This is a genomic window from Pandoraea sputorum (assembly GCF_000814845.2).
Taxonomy (GTDB): Bacteria; Pseudomonadota; Gammaproteobacteria; order Burkholderiales; family Burkholderiaceae; genus Pandoraea; species Pandoraea sputorum.
In genome coordinates this window covers 3,397,049-3,413,865 of sequence record NZ_CP010431.2, presented here as the reverse complement: position 1 = coordinate 3,413,865, position 16,817 = coordinate 3,397,049, and the positions used below count along the sequence as shown (strand labels likewise).

Annotated in this window: 11 protein-coding genes; 8 read left to right on the top strand and 3 right to left on the bottom strand. The window is 61.4% G+C overall.

The window, feature by feature from the left end; genetic code table 11:
- The first annotated feature begins 38 nt into the window (after positions 1–38).
- The 3 genes from NA29_RS15005 to NA29_RS14995 all read left to right on the top strand — a co-directional run bounded on the left by NA29_RS15005 (position 39) and on the right by NA29_RS14995 (position 1,586).
- Positions 39–350: a DUF2818 family protein gene (locus NA29_RS15005; RefSeq protein WP_039403639.1), complete on the top strand. Its 312-nt coding sequence runs from the start codon at positions 39–41 to the stop codon at positions 348–350.
- 79 nt (positions 351–429) lie between these two features.
- The gene (locus NA29_RS15000) at positions 430–1,020 is read left to right on the top strand and encodes an NUDIX domain-containing protein (RefSeq protein ID WP_039399227.1); all 591 of its coding nucleotides are present in this window, start codon (positions 430–432) and stop codon (positions 1,018–1,020) included.
- Positions 1,021–1,100: 80 nt separating this feature from the next.
- The gene (locus NA29_RS14995; protein ID WP_039399225.1) at positions 1,101–1,586 is read left to right on the top strand and encodes a DUF1178 family protein; all 486 of its coding nucleotides are present in this window, start codon (positions 1,101–1,103) and stop codon (positions 1,584–1,586) included.
- A gap of 45 nt (positions 1,587–1,631) precedes the next feature.
- Here NA29_RS14995 and NA29_RS14990 read toward each other — a convergent pair whose 3' ends face one another.
- Positions 1,632–5,273 (bottom strand): Mcf1 protease effector domain-containing protein, encoded by a 3,642-nt coding sequence (locus tag NA29_RS14990; protein WP_157127407.1) that lies wholly within the window; start codon positions 5,271–5,273, stop codon positions 1,632–1,634.
- A gap of 1,345 nt (positions 5,274–6,618) precedes the next feature.
- Here NA29_RS14990 and NA29_RS14985 point away from each other — a divergent pair.
- The 5 genes from NA29_RS14985 (at position 6,619) to NA29_RS14965 (ending at position 15,433) form a co-directional block, all read left to right on the top strand.
- Positions 6,619–7,074: a MaoC family dehydratase gene (locus NA29_RS14985; protein ID WP_039399222.1), complete on the top strand. Its 456-nt coding sequence runs from the start codon at positions 6,619–6,621 to the stop codon at positions 7,072–7,074.
- 186 nt (positions 7,075–7,260) lie between these two features.
- Positions 7,261–8,205, top strand: coding sequence for a hypothetical protein (locus NA29_RS14980; RefSeq protein WP_039399219.1), 945 nt, complete (start codon positions 7,261–7,263; stop codon positions 8,203–8,205).
- Positions 8,206–8,303: 98 nt separating this feature from the next.
- Positions 8,304–13,235, top strand: a complete 4,932-nt coding sequence (locus NA29_RS14975; RefSeq protein ID WP_039399217.1) for an RHS repeat domain-containing protein — start codon at positions 8,304–8,306, stop codon at positions 13,233–13,235.
- A gap of 118 nt (positions 13,236–13,353) precedes the next feature.
- Entirely contained in the window at positions 13,354–14,433 is a 1,080-nt protein-coding gene (locus NA29_RS14970; protein ID WP_150777374.1) for a hypothetical protein, read from the top strand.
- 37 nt (positions 14,434–14,470) lie between these two features.
- Entirely contained in the window at positions 14,471–15,433 is a 963-nt protein-coding gene (locus NA29_RS14965) for a hypothetical protein (protein ID WP_150777373.1), read from the top strand.
- Between the two features lie 101 nt (positions 15,434–15,534).
- On the opposite strand, the gene NA29_RS14960 is transcribed toward NA29_RS14965, so the two are convergent.
- Positions 15,535–15,870, bottom strand: a complete 336-nt coding sequence (locus NA29_RS14960) for a YegP family protein (RefSeq protein ID WP_039399211.1) — start codon at positions 15,868–15,870, stop codon at positions 15,535–15,537.
- Between the two features lie 206 nt (positions 15,871–16,076).
- On the bottom strand, positions 16,077–16,769 hold the full coding sequence (locus NA29_RS14955; protein ID WP_039399209.1) for a glutathione binding-like protein: 693 nt from the start codon (positions 16,767–16,769) through the stop codon (positions 16,077–16,079).
- Positions 16,770–16,817 lie beyond the last annotated feature (48 nt).

Sequence of the window (16,817 nt, the reverse complement as noted above, 5' to 3'; positions counted from 1 at the left end):
AGAGATAGCAAGGCAAGCAGAGGAGACGAACGATGGGGATGTCCGCAGGCGGTACGCTAGTCATTCTGCTGGCCGTGCTGGGCGCGAACCTGCCGTTCGTGAACCAGCGGTTGTTCGGTATTCTCGGACGCAAGTCGGCGGTCAAGCCGCTGTGGCTTCGTCTGATCGAGATGGTGGTGGCGTACTTCGTCGTGGGCGCGCTGGGTTACCTGATCGAGTCGGGCATCGGTAACGTGTTCGCGCAGGGCTGGGAGTTCTATGCCGTGACGGCGAGCCTGTTTGTCGTGTTCGCGTTTCCGGGCTTCGTCTACCGGTATTTGTGGCGCCATCGACCGGCGGCTGCCGCGTGAGATGGATGCTTCGCAAGACGCCGCCCCTGAGGCGGCGTTTTGTATTCTGGGTTCGCCAATTTTCAGCCGTGGAGGGCTTATGACCCAACAGCAAGACGACCAGCACCTGATTGAGACCGGCATCGAGAGCGATACCGTCTACGAAGGCGCGTTCCTCACCATTAAGCGCGATCGCGTGCGTCTGCCCGACGGCAAGACGGCGATTCGCGAGTACACGACCCATCCGGGCGCAGTGATGGTGATTCCGTTGTTCGAAGACGGTCAGGTGCTCATGGAGCGTCAGTATCGTTATCCCCTGAAGCGCGTGATGACGGAGTTGCCCGCCGGTAAGCTCGACCAGGCCGAGGGCGGTCTGGTGTGCGGTCAGCGCGAGTTGCTGGAAGAGACGGGCTATCGGGCTGAGCGCTGGGATTACCTGACCCGCATTCACCCGGTGATTTCTTACTCGACGGAGTTCATCGACATCTGGCTGGCACGCGATCTGACGAAGGGCGAGCAGAAGCTGGACGAAGGCGAGTTTCTGGATGTCTTCAAGATGCCTGCGACGGAGTTGCTTGAGTGGGTGCGTGAAGGGCGCGTCACGGACGTGAAATCGGTTATCGGCGCGTTTTGGCTGGAAAAGATATTATCGGGAGTCTGGCAGCCCGGTGAACGTACGCCGTTGCGCTGATTCGCCGTCTTACGGTCATTATTCGATCCCGGTCCCGCCGATGTCTTCGAACGGCGGGGCGGAGACATATCCGTTGCATCATGAAGGTTTTTGATCTGCGTTGTGCCCATGAGCACACCTTCGAGGGCTGGTTCGGCTCGGAGGACGATTACCTGTCGCAACAGTCCCGGGGGCTGGTGGCTTGTCCTGTCTGTGGCGATACGGCTGTCGTGCGCATGCCGTCCGCACCGCGTCTGAATCTGTCGGGGACGACGTCACGCGCCGAGACATCGGCGACGCAGGCGAGCGGCTCGCCGGTACGTACCGATGCGCTGCCTCCGGAAGTTGCACAAGCGCAGCGTCAATTGCAGACGTTGTGGATGAAGGCCGTGCGTCACGTCATCGCGAATACGGAAGACGTCGGCAACCAATTCGCCGAGGAAGCTCGCAAGATTCACTATCAGGAAGCCCCGGAGCGCAATATTCGCGGCACGACGTCGCGAGAAGAGGCCGAGGCGCTTGCCGACGAGGGTATCGACATCATGTCGTTGCCGCTGCCAGACGGCGTGAAGGAAACCCTCCAGTAGCCGTTCGCCGGGTGCCGTTCCGGCGGCCATCGCTTTGCCCTGATCTCACCCCCACGTCGAAATCGCCATCTCGGCCACCTTTGCTCCCCCCACGTCGACGCGGGCGAGTCTTTCCACGTCCACTCGCTTGAGGACGAACTGCATCTCGCCTACGCCGTCGAACGCCCCGTAGTGACGCGCCAGATCGCCTCGGCGCATCAACGCCCCGAAAGCCTTGAGCGCGTCGCCGGTCGAGCGAAATTCGGCAACACCGAAATTCGGATCGTAGACAACGGTGCCGGCACGCTCGACCAATATGGACATGGAATGACGCCGCGTGGTGACGAGATACGTTGCTCTGGCAGGACCGCCCGCGATCGCCTGTTCGAGCCTTTCGAGGTCAAACAGCCCGAGATGTGTTTCCGTAGCGCTGGCTTCCACGCTGGAATGCAGTCGTATGAGTTGCTCCCGAAGTGAAAGCGCCTGAGGGGATTGAGGCCATTGAACGGCACCTTCTATCGTCCGGATGAACGCAGTGATTTCCCCTCGATGTTGGGCGACCGCCATCATGCGCACCAGCGGCAAGCAGAATCCGGTCCGCCCATCTGCATTGCTCGCCGTATAGGCCATTTGCGGCAAGGGGCGGAATTCTCCGGATGCGGCGTGAATGTCGCCCGCAATGAGCCGTGCATTGACCGCAGCACGCGCTGTGGCTTCGACGCGCATGACTTCTTCGACGCGGCGCGAGAGAATGCCGAGCAGTCGGGGATCGCGGGTTGCCGGATCGATGAAATCCAGCTTGAGCAGCGCCGATGGCCGCGCTTCCGGTGGCAGGTTCAATGGGCTTTGCTCCGCTTCACTTCGACCCGCCAGGAAGGCTTCCCGATGCTCGGCCGACGCCGCATGACGCTGCGCCGAAAGCTTTGAGCGGTATTCGACGTCGAGGAAATTCAAACTCACATCGTCATGGAACACCGTGGCTCCGACTGCGCCGTCGGGCGTGGACGGTGCGCTGATGTCTTCGAGAATCCAGTCATAATTCGCGGTTTGCGAGATCGAGGGGCCGGGCGAGCCGGGCCTGCCGTGATCGATCACGTTCCAGGATCTGCGGTCGGGAAAATAGTCGACATTGAAATAATGCTCGCCGGAGCGCACCACCATGCCCTGTTCGCCACGATAGAGATTAGGCATGAGTTCATGCAACCGCTGTGAGGAGACAGACGCCAGAAAGGGCCGCAATTGCCCACGCACCGCAGTGACGGCATCCGTGTACCAGCCGATAGGCATCCCGGCCGCCCCGGAAAGCATGGCGTTCCAGCCCGCACGTCGAGCCGGTGGGTCACCGAAGGCAACGGCGGTGGCGCCCATCGAGAAGGTTATCGCTGAGAGCGTGGTGGAAGTGGTGCCGATGGTCGGCAACGCAGCCCCGGCGATGGACGCCAGACCAAAGACAAAGTTGGTGGCGGCGAGCGTGTCGAGCAGCGGCGCGATGACGCTACCGGTAAGCCTCGGTGTCCGGCGATGCGTTTCTTCCTTCACGCGCGTCCGGAATAGGTCAAGGTACGCGGTGAACGGGTCGCCGGAAATGGGCGACGTCGAGAATGACAAGGCAGGGACGATGCCCATGCGAGGGGCTGACGTACCAATGAGGCCGGTGCGTACCGCGTTTTCGCGATCGGCGCCGGAAAACGCGCTCACCAGCCGTTCGCGGGCACTCGTATCACCAAGCTGCTCGGTGAGCCAGTCGTGCAACGCTGCATGCCGATGAAACGCGATCAGATGATCCGACAGCACGCGAGGCGCATAAATGAGCAACCAGCCGGTCCCGACATCTTCGAAGATTTGAATATCCGATTTTGCGCCGCCTATGTGTAGCCACGACATGCGAATGCCGACATCCGGAATCGACGGTGCGTGCATCGGTTCCAGATCCAGCGTATATATGCTGGCGCATCCGGCGACGCGCCGGGCGATGTCTGCCGCTGCGCCCGGCAGGTGGCCTTCCTGCCGTTGTACAAAGGCTTCGATGATGAATGCGCCCTTGAGCGACACGTACATGTTCTGTGAGTGGTCTAGCCAGAAAGCATCGAAAGCGTCGGTTTGCTGATCGATGAAGGACTCGGTATCGATGGCCTTAAGCAAATCCTCCGGTGTCAGGTTCGGAATCTTCAGTTCGCGCGCGTTGACGGGGTTCGCATCGGGCGACAAGATGACCCGGGTGCCGGGTGAGAGCGCTTCGGTTTTTTCGCCGCAGACCCGGTTCGCCAGGTATTGCGTCAGCGACCGCGTTTCGATCGGGGTGTCCGGGCCGCTCCGGTCGATGGTCGGAAAATCGAGCGTGGTGCTCACACGCTGCCGGTAGACATGAAGGTAAGTCTGCGACGTGGCGATCAGATGACCGCTCAAGGTCCTGATCAGCGCGGTCATGTAATCCTCGGTCGCGCGCGATAAATCGGGCAGGGCGGCGGCGACACGGACCCGCAGTCGGCCGACCTGGTGAACCGCTTCGAAAGCGCAGCGGTCGATGTGCAGACGCCGTTCTCGAGGGAGCGTATCGGGGGGGAACCCGGCGGGAAAGCCGGTGTCGCCGGGCGCGGCTTCGCGCATTCCCGTGTCGAAGTCGGTGGCATTCGCCCCGGCCAGCCATGCTGTCCAGACGGCGCTTCGCTGCCCATCGAGCAGCGCGCTGCCGCCGTGGTCGAAGTCCTGGTGAATCACGTTGAAGCTCGCGCTCAATGCGAGACGGATCACATCGCTTTGCGTGGCGGGCAGCATGACCCGGCATGGGGCGTCGCCGGAACACCGGGGTTGCATCCCGAGGGGAAGCCGACCGACCAGTTCCCGGTAGATGACAGAGCCTTCACCTCTGGCCAGATCCCGTTCGAGACTCAGTTCCGACTCGTATTCCCTCAACGGAAAACCGCTTCCCAGCACGGCGACAAGCATCCTTCCCGGATGACGTGTCATCCGTGCGGGATACTCCGAAATGGCAAATGCGCCCGCAGGTCGGACGTGGCCTGCCCCGGGTACGTCGATGATGATCTCGTGTACTCGGATGTTGCTGAGGTACGCGTCGGGGTTCAGTCGACGGTGCGTTGCATGGGGCGCATACGTCACGATCTGGGCCAGAATCAGACCGTCCCCGGAGATTCGTCCGGCGTTGTACTCGATGGCGGCCTGCTGCCCGAGTGCGGTGCGCGCACGCTCGTAAAGTGCCCCGGCGTCATTGGCCCCGGCGCGCGGGTTTTCCAGCCGGTCCAGATGGCCAAGCCAGCGCTGCCTGCAAGCGTCGACCATCTTCTCGAACGCCGGGACCGTCAACTCCTTGACCTCATCGTCGGGGACAAAGTGAATTCTCTGGGTACTGTTATGCAGATAGATGCCGTAGGCGAGCGGGCTCTCCTTGATGTGGTTCTGCTTCGTCGCAAACTGTCGTGCGGCCTCGCTCAGCGTCAGCGATTCGATAAGGCCACTACGTGCGAGGGTGCTCGGCGGCAGCCCCATTTGGGAGGGGCGACCGAAGTATCTGAATCGATTCAGATAGAGAAGATCGGGATTCTGCGTGATGCCGACGCGGGCGAGGGCCGAGATCAGTTCGCGGTCGATGAATTGCCGAAAATTCAAAATGGGGGAAATCGCGTTGATCATGACTTCCCGGGTCAGGGCGCGATTTTCCTGAGCGTTGGCGAGCGAGACGACGCGTCGCATCGCGGGCGAATTATCCAACGGGGACAGTTTCGGCGCTTGCTTCTCAGTCGGACGTCGGGACGCATGATGTGCCGGATGGCGCACATGACGAGGGGGAAACGCACCCTCCTGCACAGGATTCAGAGTATCCGGGAGCGTGGTCGATACCACTGTGCCGACGGCTTCCGGAAAGCGAAGCGGATCGTAACCTGGCACGGCGTTCGTCAGTTGGTTGGTGCCCTCGGAGATCGCACGCAGACAGGCGTCGACGACATCGCCGATGATCTCGCGAAAGGAAGGACGCCCGCTGTCGTCGGGCAGGAGGCTGTGAGGCGAGGGCAACTGGCTTGCGATGCCAATGTCGTTCACGCTGCGCGAGGTACTCGCGTAGGCGTAAAGGAAACCGGTCAACGTACCGATTGCCCCGAGTCTGTCGAAGCGGAACGTCGGCATCGCACAACCCACCTCGTACGCCAGTTTGCGGGCACGTTGCTCGTAATCGACCTCACCAAGGTTGGGATCGAATCCGCTGCCAGCCATTCGCATCCATAGGAACGTGTCCGAGACACTCTGCGCCCAGCTTTTACCGCATACCGGTACGTTGCGATTCCCGGACTCGCCATCACGCGCGGTGGCCCGGACCATCGACCGTCGGATGTCTCGCAGATTCGAGGGCGACGTCACACGCAGGCAGAGTGTTTCCAGAGATTCGGCCGGGTGTCGTTGCGCCAGGGCGCTCTCCCATGAGATCAGGATGCCGTGTGCCAGTTCGGGTGAGGTATCGAGCGCGTCGGCCAGTACCTCGATGCCACTGTCCAGAAACTGCGCGATCTCGGTGAGCGGAACCTCGCCGAGAAACCATCGAAGGCTGGTGCTCAGTGCCGGATGATCGTTGCAGATTTGCGTCATCCTGTCGCTCCAGCACGGCGCATCGGGGTGGGGCGAAGCGCTCAGCAGCGTTGGCAGCGTGGGCGCTTTGTCGAGGCGCCATGCCGTGGCGGTGCAACCCGTGCATGCGTGTTCCAACGTGGAGGGGCTTGAATTCGACCCTGGTGGACAGTCAATTGAGCGAATCATTCGGTGGTGGCTCCTGCCTGTGAGAGGGAGATGCCGACGCAAGAGACGCGACCACGAACGCCGACGGCATCGGTGTTCATGGTGGGTGCGCCAGCATGGCGGGCACTATCAGATATCGCTGGTCGATTGTCTGCGGACTGACGCGGCGGCGTGGCGTGCAAAGTGCATCGGGGGAAGATGCGTGCCGTCATGCATAATGTCCCTCGGACGCGGCGATTTGCAGCGCACATCGGCAGCGCACGTCGACTCGCCCGAATGACTCGAATCACTCGTACAGCGGGAGGTTGGGATGGCAACACTGGAGTACTACTTTGAGGACTTCGCCGTAGGCGACACCTTCGATCTGGGCGAATACACATTTACCGCCGACGAGATCGTGCACTTTGCGCGTCAGTTCGATCCGCAGCCGTTTCACGTTGACGAAGCGGCTGGACGCGAATCGCACTTCGGCGGCCTGGTCGCGAGCGGCTGGCACACGTGCAGCATCATGATGCGGATGAATGTCGACAAGTTGTTGTCGCGCTCGTCGAGCATGGGATCGCCGGGGGTGGAACAGATCGAATGGCTCAAGCCGGTGCGTCCCGGCGATACCGTTACGGTCACCAGCAGCACGCTGGAAGTACGCGCGTCGAAGAGTCGTCCGGATCGCGGCATCGTGCGTCAGTTGTGGACGGCAACCAATCAGCACGGCGAAGAGGTTTGTCGCTTCCGAGGGACCGGGCTGTACCTGAAAAGACCGGTCTGAGCGATAACCTTCAGGCAGTGAACAGGCGGTGCCCCGTGGCGCCGCCTTTTTTTTGTTTTTCCGATTGCGCGACGCCATCCATCATCCGCGTCGCGCAATGTGAACATCGCCTGTCAACGTTGACAGGTGCGTGTGGCGCGGGCGACTCCTAACATTTAGTTCACACTTCTTTGGACGGAGTCTGAGATGAATGCGAGTACACGAGCGACCCAAATCGCGACCTTCGCGCTGAAGATCACGTCCGGCACAGAGCGTCTGTACAACAATGGCTTGAGTCAGGTACGGATCGAAATCCTGATCGAGGCCGATAGCACGCTGACGCCTGAGGAGGAGGATAGCTTGCAGTTGGTCGATGCCACGACTCGGCAGTTGATCCCCGCGGTCGATTCATCTGTCCCCGTGACGACGGGCTGGGGCACATCCAAACAAAAAAACATTTTCGACTTTTGCCCACCCGGGGCGGCATTTTCGGGAACAGTGGCTCCGGAACCGTTTCACCGATACTTGCAGACAGCCGATTTTGCGAATGCTCGAAAGACCGTTGGGGCGCGCATTACCCTGGCGGGCAGCGGTGGCCCCGGCATCGATGTGTACTCGATGGACATTTCCGGCAGTGACGGGGAAGTCGATGTTGTGCCGGTGCAATTCCAACGGCCGGGTCTGTCTGCATGGATGGCGGATTGGGAGAGCCCGGACAGATTCGATGTCGGCCCCAACATCAAGGTGACGGTTTACCACCTTGGGATCGTGGATAGCGGTGGGCGATACAACATCCGTACCATCGAGGTCGCGCCGGGCAGCCATGCGAGCATGTTTCGGTGGCTATCGCCCAATTCTGTCACCGGTGCGTTTTGCGGCTACGCGCTGCCACCCGATGAGTTTGTGCAGCAGCATCCCTTCGTCTACTCGGATTCCCAGTACATGGGCGACTATCGCCCGACGACCAACAATTACTATCGCACCGGCTGCGCGTCGGCGGTGCTCGTCTCGCGTGTCGGAGGGCTCCCGTGGTCGGGTGGCGCCAACAAACAGCCCTGTGTCTATGTTCTGCGCGACCAGTACGGCACGACGCATCGAATGCGACTCAACATCGAGGAGTCGCTCAAGCAAATTGATCTGACGCAGGGCTGATGTCGCGGCGACATCCGACACCCCAAATCTCAACGTAACGCGGTCTGGCGCTGCGTCGAATCCCCTCAATTTTCGCTTGAAGTCGTAAGGATGCCGATATGAACGCGCCCGTTCGCGAACGCTCGCAGGCTGACCATAACGCACTGTATTCCGGGGCGCAGAGCTTTCTGAGTTTTCTTGAAAAGGGCGTGGACCCGCGAACCGGTGTCTACTCGGTACGCGTCGCGTTGCCGGTCATGTCGATGAATGCATTGGCCGGTCCGGAACTGAAGTTGTCGCTTGGCTTCGATCCGTTACAGAACGTCGACAGGGGGGGCGGTCGCGGCTGGAGCTGGGGCTTTTCGCAACTGCAACCGGCGGCCAAGCGTTTGCAATTGTCGGACGGCGAGACGCATCTTGCCATCATGACCGATGCGAGCATCACGCTGCCCGACCAGAAGTTGCCTACGATAATTGTCGAGAAGTTTGCCACGCAGGTGGTGGTGACTTATCGGTCGGGCCAACGCGAGATTCTGAAGCCTTTCCAGCCTTCGGATCCGCTCACACCGTGGGTGCCGGTCGAAATTGTTTCGCCGCAAGGGCGCTCGGTTTATCTGACGTGGCAGGCCTTCGAAGGGGAACCCGCGCTCGCCGCGATAAGCGACCAGGACCGTGGCGAGTTGCTGAGCGTGACGCGCTCCGGCCTGGCCGTGAGCATCACCGTACGCGGTCCGGTACCGATCGTCTACGAGATGGCGCTCAGCGGCGATCTGGTGTCGTCGATTCGTTTGCCGCTACCCGGTCAGCCCCGCTGGGGGTTCCGCTATGAACGCCTGACCGATGCAGATCTCCCGTTTCTTACTGAGGTGCGCTCGCCCACCGGCAGTGTGGAGCGGATCTTCTACCGAACGGACGGCCATCGGTTTCCAGCGCGCTCGAACGAAGCGCCGGGCACGCCGCCGACGTATCTCCCCTACGTAGAGCGCCATGTGATCGAGCCAGGCGAGAATCAGCCGATACGGGTGACGACATATGCCTTCTCGACAAACAACTTTCTCGGCTACGGCGCTGGTGTCGACTGGGAAGATGCCACCGATGGGCTCTACAAGGTCCGGACCGATTATCGCTATTCGTCGACCGAATCGCAGGTCGACGAGACCAATGGGCCGCCGGTGGTCGTGGGCACGGTGTATCGCGAGTTCAACCGGTTTCACCTGCTCATGGAGGAGAGGCGCGAAGAGGACGGCTGCGAGCAGACCACGTTGAGCGTGTATCACGACACGACGGGCCTGCCATACGACCAGCAGCCTGCCATCGTGCAACTGCTGCGGCAGGAGACGGTACGCTGGCGTCGCGACGGTGTGTCGCGCGACGAGCTCACGACGCACATGTACGACGAGTGGGGTAATCCAACCGAGGTCGTCACGCCGGACGGGGTCACGCAACGGACCGAGTACTACGATCCCGGTGGTGAAGAGGGATGTCCGCCCGACCCCGTGTGGGCGACCCCGCGTACGGTGAAGTCGCAGACGGTGCTGCCTGGCGCGCCGATCCCGCTCACGCCCGGCATGACGCCGAGCAACGTGGCGCCGACGGTGGTTCAGCAATTTCGGTATGCGCGCTATCCGTCGCTCGTGTCCGGGGCGGCCGATTTTCTGGCGGTGACCGAGCAGCGTCAAATGTCCGATGGGGAAACATTCGACGTATTGTCGTTCGCATACTTCAACCAGACGTCATCGCCGCTGTTGCATGGCCGTGCAAGTCAGCGCGCACAGACGTTGGCCGGGCGTACGGTCACGAGCGACTACGCCTATGCCAAGGCGGGCGACGAACTGATCACGACGCTCACCCACAGTACCGACTTCGACGACACACATCGTGTCACCACCACACATACGTCTATTCACACTGGCCTGGACACCCTCGTGCAGAGCGCGGACGCGATCGTCACGACGGAATATGACGTGCTCGGCCGCACGGTCACACAGCGAACGACGCCCACGTCGGGAGATACCGCTTACACCGCGACATTGGGATATGTCTACTCGCTCGTGGGGGAGGCTGGCGGCGTTGCGTCGCAGCAGACGACGCGCGATTCCGGCATCGTGGAGACCGTCTACTTCGATGGCACGGGGTTGACCGTGCGGGCGACTCGTAGCGACCCCGACGTGGCCGACGGTGAGATCTTCGAGGTTGCGCGGCACGACTTCGACGTGCGCGGTCGCGAAGTGAAGCAGACGACGATTGATCGCATGGGCGATGTCGTGCTGGAGTGCACGACACACTTCGCTTACGACGGATGGGGACGCTGCCATGCGGTGACGCGACCGGACGGTGTCGTCGAGCATGATGAGTGGAATGCTGTGACGCAAGTCGAGACGCGCTGGCTCGAAGGCGGACAGGAACGCTCAGGGGTCACGGCGCGCGCGTACAACCGCTTCGCCGAGATCGAGCGGGAGACGCGCACCGACACGGCAGGAAAACTCGTGAGTCAGTGGACGTTTGCCTACGACGGATTGGGCCGTCGCGTCGGCGCGCTCGACACCTCGCGACGCCAGACGACCTACACATACGACTATGCGGACCGAACGAGCCTGATCGGTCTTAGCAATGGCGACACGCTCGACTATGCCTACGCACCGCATTCGCTGGACGACAGCGTGGCAAAGGTGCGCGTGAACGGCACTGAGGTTGGGGGGCGTACGTTCGACGGTCTGATGCGCGTGACCGACCAGACAGTGGGTGGGCGTAAAACGTGCTGGTTGTTCGAGCTCGATCGCACACATCCTACCGAACAGATCAATTCGGCGGGGCAGTCGGTGAAGTTCACGCTCAACCCGTCGTTGACCGACGTGCCTCGACAACGCGTATCCGGAACCGTGCAAATCGACTATGCGCATGACCCCATTACCGGGCTGCTCGTGGGTGCAGGTTCGGCGGGCGGAGCGATGGCCGGTGCTACGTATTCCTGCGAGCGCTATGCCAGCGGGGCGGCACACATCGAGACCTGGACGGACGAAGCCGGGGAGCATCAGGCGGCTCATGAATGGACGTTGCTCGGTCTGCCCGTCTCATATTCGGATGCGGCGGGTGCGGTGCATAGCTATGGCTATCACCCAAGTACGGGGCAGTTGGTCGAGTACACCTGCGGCGACGTTACGGTGGAGTACACATGGAACTCGCTCGGCCAGTTGTGCGAAAAGGTCGTTCGGCAGGACGGTGCGTTGCGCCTGACGACGACATTCGGATATGACGACTTCGGCCGCGAGATCCGGCGCGAGACGGTGGCACCCGGACGACCCGCACTCGTGTTGACCCAGGGCTACAACGACCTCGATTTGCTGGTCAGCCGCACGCGCACCGAGGGCGGTCAGCAGCGGTTGATGGAGGCGATGGCTTACGACCGGCGCGACCGGCTCGAGCTCTACTACACCGAAGGGCCCGAGAGTCCTCCCGATCCGCACGATCCCTCGCAAAGAATTTCGGTGCAAGAGTGGGCATACGACGCCTTTGACAACGTGACGAAGATCATGACGTGGCATGACGGGTTGGGCACGGCGGCCACGGTGACGTTCCACTATGAGAACGACGACGATCCCACGCAACTCACGGCGTTCGAGCGCAGTGGTTATGCCGCCGCCGACGGGCGCTTTACGCTGGGCTACGATGCGGCCGGGCGCGTCATCGACGATGGGTTGGGCAATACGTACACGTATAACGAGCAGGACCAGATGATGTCTGCGCAGCGAAGCGGGCAGGCACCTACGGAGTATGGCTATAACCCGCTCGACGAACAGGCGCTGCTGGTCCAGACAGGGCAGCCGACGCGTCGGCGCATCTTCCGTCGCAACAAGCTGGCGGTGGAGGTGCAGGGCACCGTCATGCGCAGTTATCTCGACGAGGGTGTGGGCACGCTGGACTCGACAGGGCAATTGCTGGCCTACGCCACCGATCGCAAGGCGAGCGTGCTCGAAGTGCATGCGAGCGAGGCGGCGACACGAGGCATCGCGTACACCCCGAGCGGGTATCGCCGTGCGGACGTCCCCGATAGCGTTCCCGGTCAGGATGGGGAGCTTGTCGATCCGGCGACGCATGGTCTCTGGCTGGGTAATGCGCGGTTGTATTCCCCGGTGCTGAGTCGCTTTCTGGTGCCTGACACCTATGTCCCGTTCGACGGCGGTGGTTTCAACCCCTACGCACGTATCGATCCGCTCAACTCGATCGATCCGTCGGGGCACGTTCCGTCATGGCTTGGCGGGGTGATCACCGCGCTGACCAGCCTGGCAGCGGTCGGGCTCGCCGTATTTTCGGCGGGGCTTCTGTCACCGGCAAGCGCAGCGATGGTGGCGACGACTACCGGAGCAACCGCAGCGGCGACGGGGACGTCGGCAGCTGCTGCGGCCACAACGGGCGTTTCTCTCGCCAGCATATCCGCGAACTTCGCTGCGATGGGCGGGGTAGCGCAGGCGTCGTTGGTCACCACGACGGTCACGAATTTGACAAGCATGTTCGTGGCTAGCGCAGCCTCGATCGCAGCAGGCACCGGGAGTGATGAACTTGCGAATGCGCTCGGTCTGACTGCCACCGCACTCGGCGCATTTGACCTTCTGACGGGGGCCGCGTTTACCATCGCTGCGACGCGGAGGGCGGCGAGTATGTTGAGAGCAGAGAGCATGGTCCGACCCGATTCTGCTCTGAGCCGAATGTCGCGTAGTAGTGGGCGTATGTCGTTAGGCGATCCCGGCCGCTCAGTGTCTCCCCCTTCCATTCGTCTGAGGACTCCGTCTCCAGGGCGGGGGTCTCCCAGTGTGGAAACCGTCACCAGCGGGTCAATCCGCCGTTCGCGGTCCTTGAGCCCTCCAGTTACCGGAGGCATCGTGTTCAGTATGTACAAGTTAGCGGTCAACCGCGCGATGTCACCGCCCCGCGGTGGGATCGAGCGTGTCGACCTGAACCGTTCTGTGCGTGAGCGTTCGGTGGGCAGAGGGCAGAGCACGAATACTGTTCATTTCGCGCTCGTGTTTGATCCGTCGACGGAAACGGAGGTGTGAGCATCTGGCGTGTGACGGCGAATAATTCGACGCCTTGCACCGACCGTCCCATCACTTCGTCATCGATTCGCGCAATGTCCGATTAAGGGGTAACAAGATGAACGTCAGCGAACTTCCTATGACATCGAATGCCCCGTTGCCGTACCTTGACTTCGCAGTCGACACCGAGGTCGATACGGGCGGTGTCACCGACGAATATCTGGCGGCGAACGGCGACGTACTGCCTGCGAATACGCAGCATTTTCCGCCGTTTTCCGCGCCCGGCGACACGTTTTTCTGCACGATCAATGGCGTCGACATCGCGTCGATGACCCGCACCCTGCTCGACGACGATGTCGGCGCGAAGATCGAAGTGGAATTCCCGGGCGAGGTCCTGCGGCAATTGGCGAGCGGCGAATATGCGTTCACGTATCGGGTCGAGCGCGGGAGCGACATCATCGGGATATCCAGGGTCAAGGAGATCCTTATCGATCTCACGCCGCCGCTCAGGCTGGCCCCCCCGCAGGTCGAGAACGGAGGCGACGGCTTCCTGAATCCGATGCTCGCGCTGGGCGGTGCCACGGTGCACGTGCGCTATCAGGGTATGCAAGCCGGGCACCGCGTGCAGGCTCACTGGCATGGAACGGGTGGCGACGGCACCATCGATACGGCTTTTGAGACCGTGTCGGATCCGATACCTGATTTCCTTTCGTTCGAGATTGCTCCGGCGGTGGTGGCGGCCAACGTCGGCTTATCGTCGGCCGTGAGCTACACGGTGTCGCGCCCGGGCGGCGATGCGACGAGTCCGGTGTTGTCGTTGAGCGTGTTGCCCTTCAAGCCGACCGACATGCGCGTGCCGCAATTGCCGGATCTTGCCGGTAGCGATCGCATCGAGCCCGACAAGTTGCCGGACGGTGCCCGGGTGTTGCTTCAGCCGTGGTATCTCGCATTCGAGCGCCAGCAGTTGTGGCTCTGGTGCGAAGGCGAGCATGAGGATAGGCCTGGCGAGATCTACCGGCATTTTCTGAAGGACGGGCATCGGGTCACGGCGACGGAGGCACGGGAGGGGTTCGACGAACGGATTCCGGCGACGTGGCTCGCGCCCCTGATGCACGGCTCGCGTCTGATCGTCCACTATCAGGTCGGATTTCACGATCAGGGGCGACAGGACGGGTGGCGTGTGTCGTTCGAGGTGATCAATCCTCTGCGTAAGTCTTAGAACGCAGGAAGCACTGGGTTATCCACGGAGGTGTGTGATGCAGAAAATTCCAGACAGACGGTGGCCCTGGTTGTCGCTGGCCGTTGCGACGGTTTTGATGGGCGCGTCGCTATTAATGGGATATCAGCGCATGGCGGACGCGGCGGATGCCGATGCGATGACGTCAGGCGGTGCGCAGCCGCAGCATGACCATCCATTGCCGAAGATCACGATGTGGGAGAAGAACGCCGACAAGCCGTGCTCGTTCAGCTTGTACGACGGACAGAAGATCAATTTCAAGGACAGTTCGTCGTGTCCGAACGACGAGCACTACTTCTTCAGCATTCAGGGGGCGCATGAAGGGATGTGGCTGGAGATTCAGAACAACCCGGATTGCGGGAACAACGAGTCGTATGCGTTCTACAAGGTGTCGTTCCAGGACCAGCAGATCGGCGACATCGGCGTGACCGAAGTGCAGCTCTCTCAGGGCAAGACGGAGGGTACGCGTCTGATCGACGGGAACGGCAAGCCCTATCTTCTGGCGGATGGCTGGCGCGGAAGCAGCAACTTGCAGGGGGCGGTTTCATGCGTGAAGGTGGGGCAGTTGCTGCCCGATGGGCCGTTTCGGTATCGCTCGAAGACGATTCCGGACAAATGTGTGATCAACCAATCCCTCACCAACTTTACGACGGTGCACCTGGGCAATTGCGATCACCCGACAGCAGCCTTCTTTAGCACGCTTTCGTCGGGCACACCGTTAATCTATGCGGCGTGGATTGCGCGTACCAAAACGTTTGCTCCGGCACTTGGCCTGGATATGGACTATAGCGTTGTAGTACGTGTGCGAGTCACGCCGGACAGGCAGGTCAGGCCGCTTGAATTCGGCAGCGATGGACGCTTGCGACACCAAAACCACTGTGTGTATGCCGTCGCCCCGATTACGCTCTACACGCGAGATTGCTCAGGTGCAGATGACGAAGTGTTTATCCGGGAGCGGGTGAGCTTGCGTGACACCCAATGACGCGCGGTCCGGTCGTCGATGCGTCTGACAGGGCGCACGACGAGACTACGACGTCACGCTCCCTCGCACTTACGCGTCAGGCGGGTTAGGCGCACAACTCGTCAATGCGACAAATCGCTCACCGACGCCGCGGGCGCATCGCGTTTGACCTGGGTAATGCCGTCCTCCATCTGCTCGGCGGTCGAGAACATCTGGCTCTGGCCGATGATCTCGCCATTGCGCGCTTTGAGCACGAAGTAGGGGCGCCCGGAAGTCGACGTCTTGCGCTCGAACCTGTGATCTTCCGCGGAATTCTTGCGCACGGACTCGATGCCGTTCTGCGCTGAAGCGCGCGCCTTGTACGTCTCGGAGGAAAGGATGGTATGCCCGCTGTCGCCCAGCAGGTGAAAGTGGAATTCACCATTGGGGCTGCGCTTGAGTTCGAACTTGCCTGACATTTGTGGATCTCCCGGATCTTCCAATGGCCAGCGGCGAGGGACTGCGAACTGCAAGTGACGACGACAGAGTGTCGCGTCGAAGAATGCGCTTAGATTAGCACCGCCAGCGCTTTGGCGAAACCGCACTTTGTTTCGAAGTGTAAACCACTTTGAGTGACAGTCCGTCGAACGGCCCGGGACGCCGCCGTTCGACGGTCATGCGACGTTCAGCGGCGTGCGTATTGGGTCGCACCGAAGAGCATTTCGCGGGCTTTGTCGTCCTGAAGCGGCTTGCGGGCGTCGGCGAGCACCTTGATGCCGCGTTGCACCGCCGGACGCGCTTCAATGGCTTCGAACCACTTCTGGACGTTCGGGAAGTCCGACAACTCCACGCCCTGGTTCTTCCAGGAGCGCAGCCACGGCCAGATGGCAATGTCCGCCACGGTGTACATGTCGCCCGCGACGTACGGATGATCGCCAAGACGCTTGTCGAGCACGCCATACAGGCGTCGTGCCTCGTTGGTGTAGCGCTTGATCGCGTAGTCGATCTTCTCGGGCGCATAGATCCGGAAGTGGTGCGCCTGACCGAGCATCGGCCCCACGCCGCCCATCTGGAACATTAGCCATTCCAGCGTCTCGTACTTGCCGCGCACGTCTTCCGGCAGGAAACGGCCGGTCTTGCCCGCCAGATACAACAGAATCGCGCCGGACTCGAATAGCGAGATCGGCTTGCCGTCCGGCCCGTCCTCGTCGACGATAGCCGGAATCTTGTTGTTCGGCGAGATGGCGAGAAATTCGTCCTTGAACTGATCGCCTGCGCCGATATCGACGGCATGGGCGTGATAGGCCAGTCCACACTCTTCGAGCATGATGTGGACTTTATGGCCATTGGGCGTGGCCCAGGAATAGACCTGAATCAATTGCGGCTCCTCGTGGATGCATCGATCGGAAAATTGCCGGGAAATTAC

Bases quoted from the DNA above. Each gene is read 5' to 3' on its own strand.
- NA29_RS15005 (WP_039403639.1), top strand. From the start codon at position 39: ATGTCCGCAGGCGGTACGCTAGTCATTCTGCTGGCCGTGCTGGGCGCG.
- NA29_RS15000 (WP_039399227.1), top strand. From the start codon at position 430: ATGACCCAACAGCAAGACGACCAGCACCTGATTGAGACCGGCATCGAG.
- NA29_RS14995 (WP_039399225.1), top strand. From the start codon at position 1,101: ATGAAGGTTTTTGATCTGCGTTGTGCCCATGAGCACACCTTCGAGGGC.
- NA29_RS14990 (WP_157127407.1), bottom strand. From the start codon at position 5,273: ATGCGACGCGTCGTCTCGCTCGCCAACGCTCAGGAAAATCGCGCCCTG.
- NA29_RS14985 (WP_039399222.1), top strand. From the start codon at position 6,619: ATGGCAACACTGGAGTACTACTTTGAGGACTTCGCCGTAGGCGACACC.
- NA29_RS14980 (WP_039399219.1), top strand. From the start codon at position 7,261: ATGAATGCGAGTACACGAGCGACCCAAATCGCGACCTTCGCGCTGAAG.
- NA29_RS14975 (WP_039399217.1), top strand. From the start codon at position 8,304: ATGAACGCGCCCGTTCGCGAACGCTCGCAGGCTGACCATAACGCACTG.
- NA29_RS14970 (WP_150777374.1), top strand. From the start codon at position 13,354: ATGACATCGAATGCCCCGTTGCCGTACCTTGACTTCGCAGTCGACACC.
- NA29_RS14965 (WP_150777373.1), top strand. From the start codon at position 14,471: ATGCAGAAAATTCCAGACAGACGGTGGCCCTGGTTGTCGCTGGCCGTT.
- NA29_RS14960 (WP_039399211.1), bottom strand. From the start codon at position 15,870: ATGTCAGGCAAGTTCGAACTCAAGCGCAGCCCCAATGGTGAATTCCAC.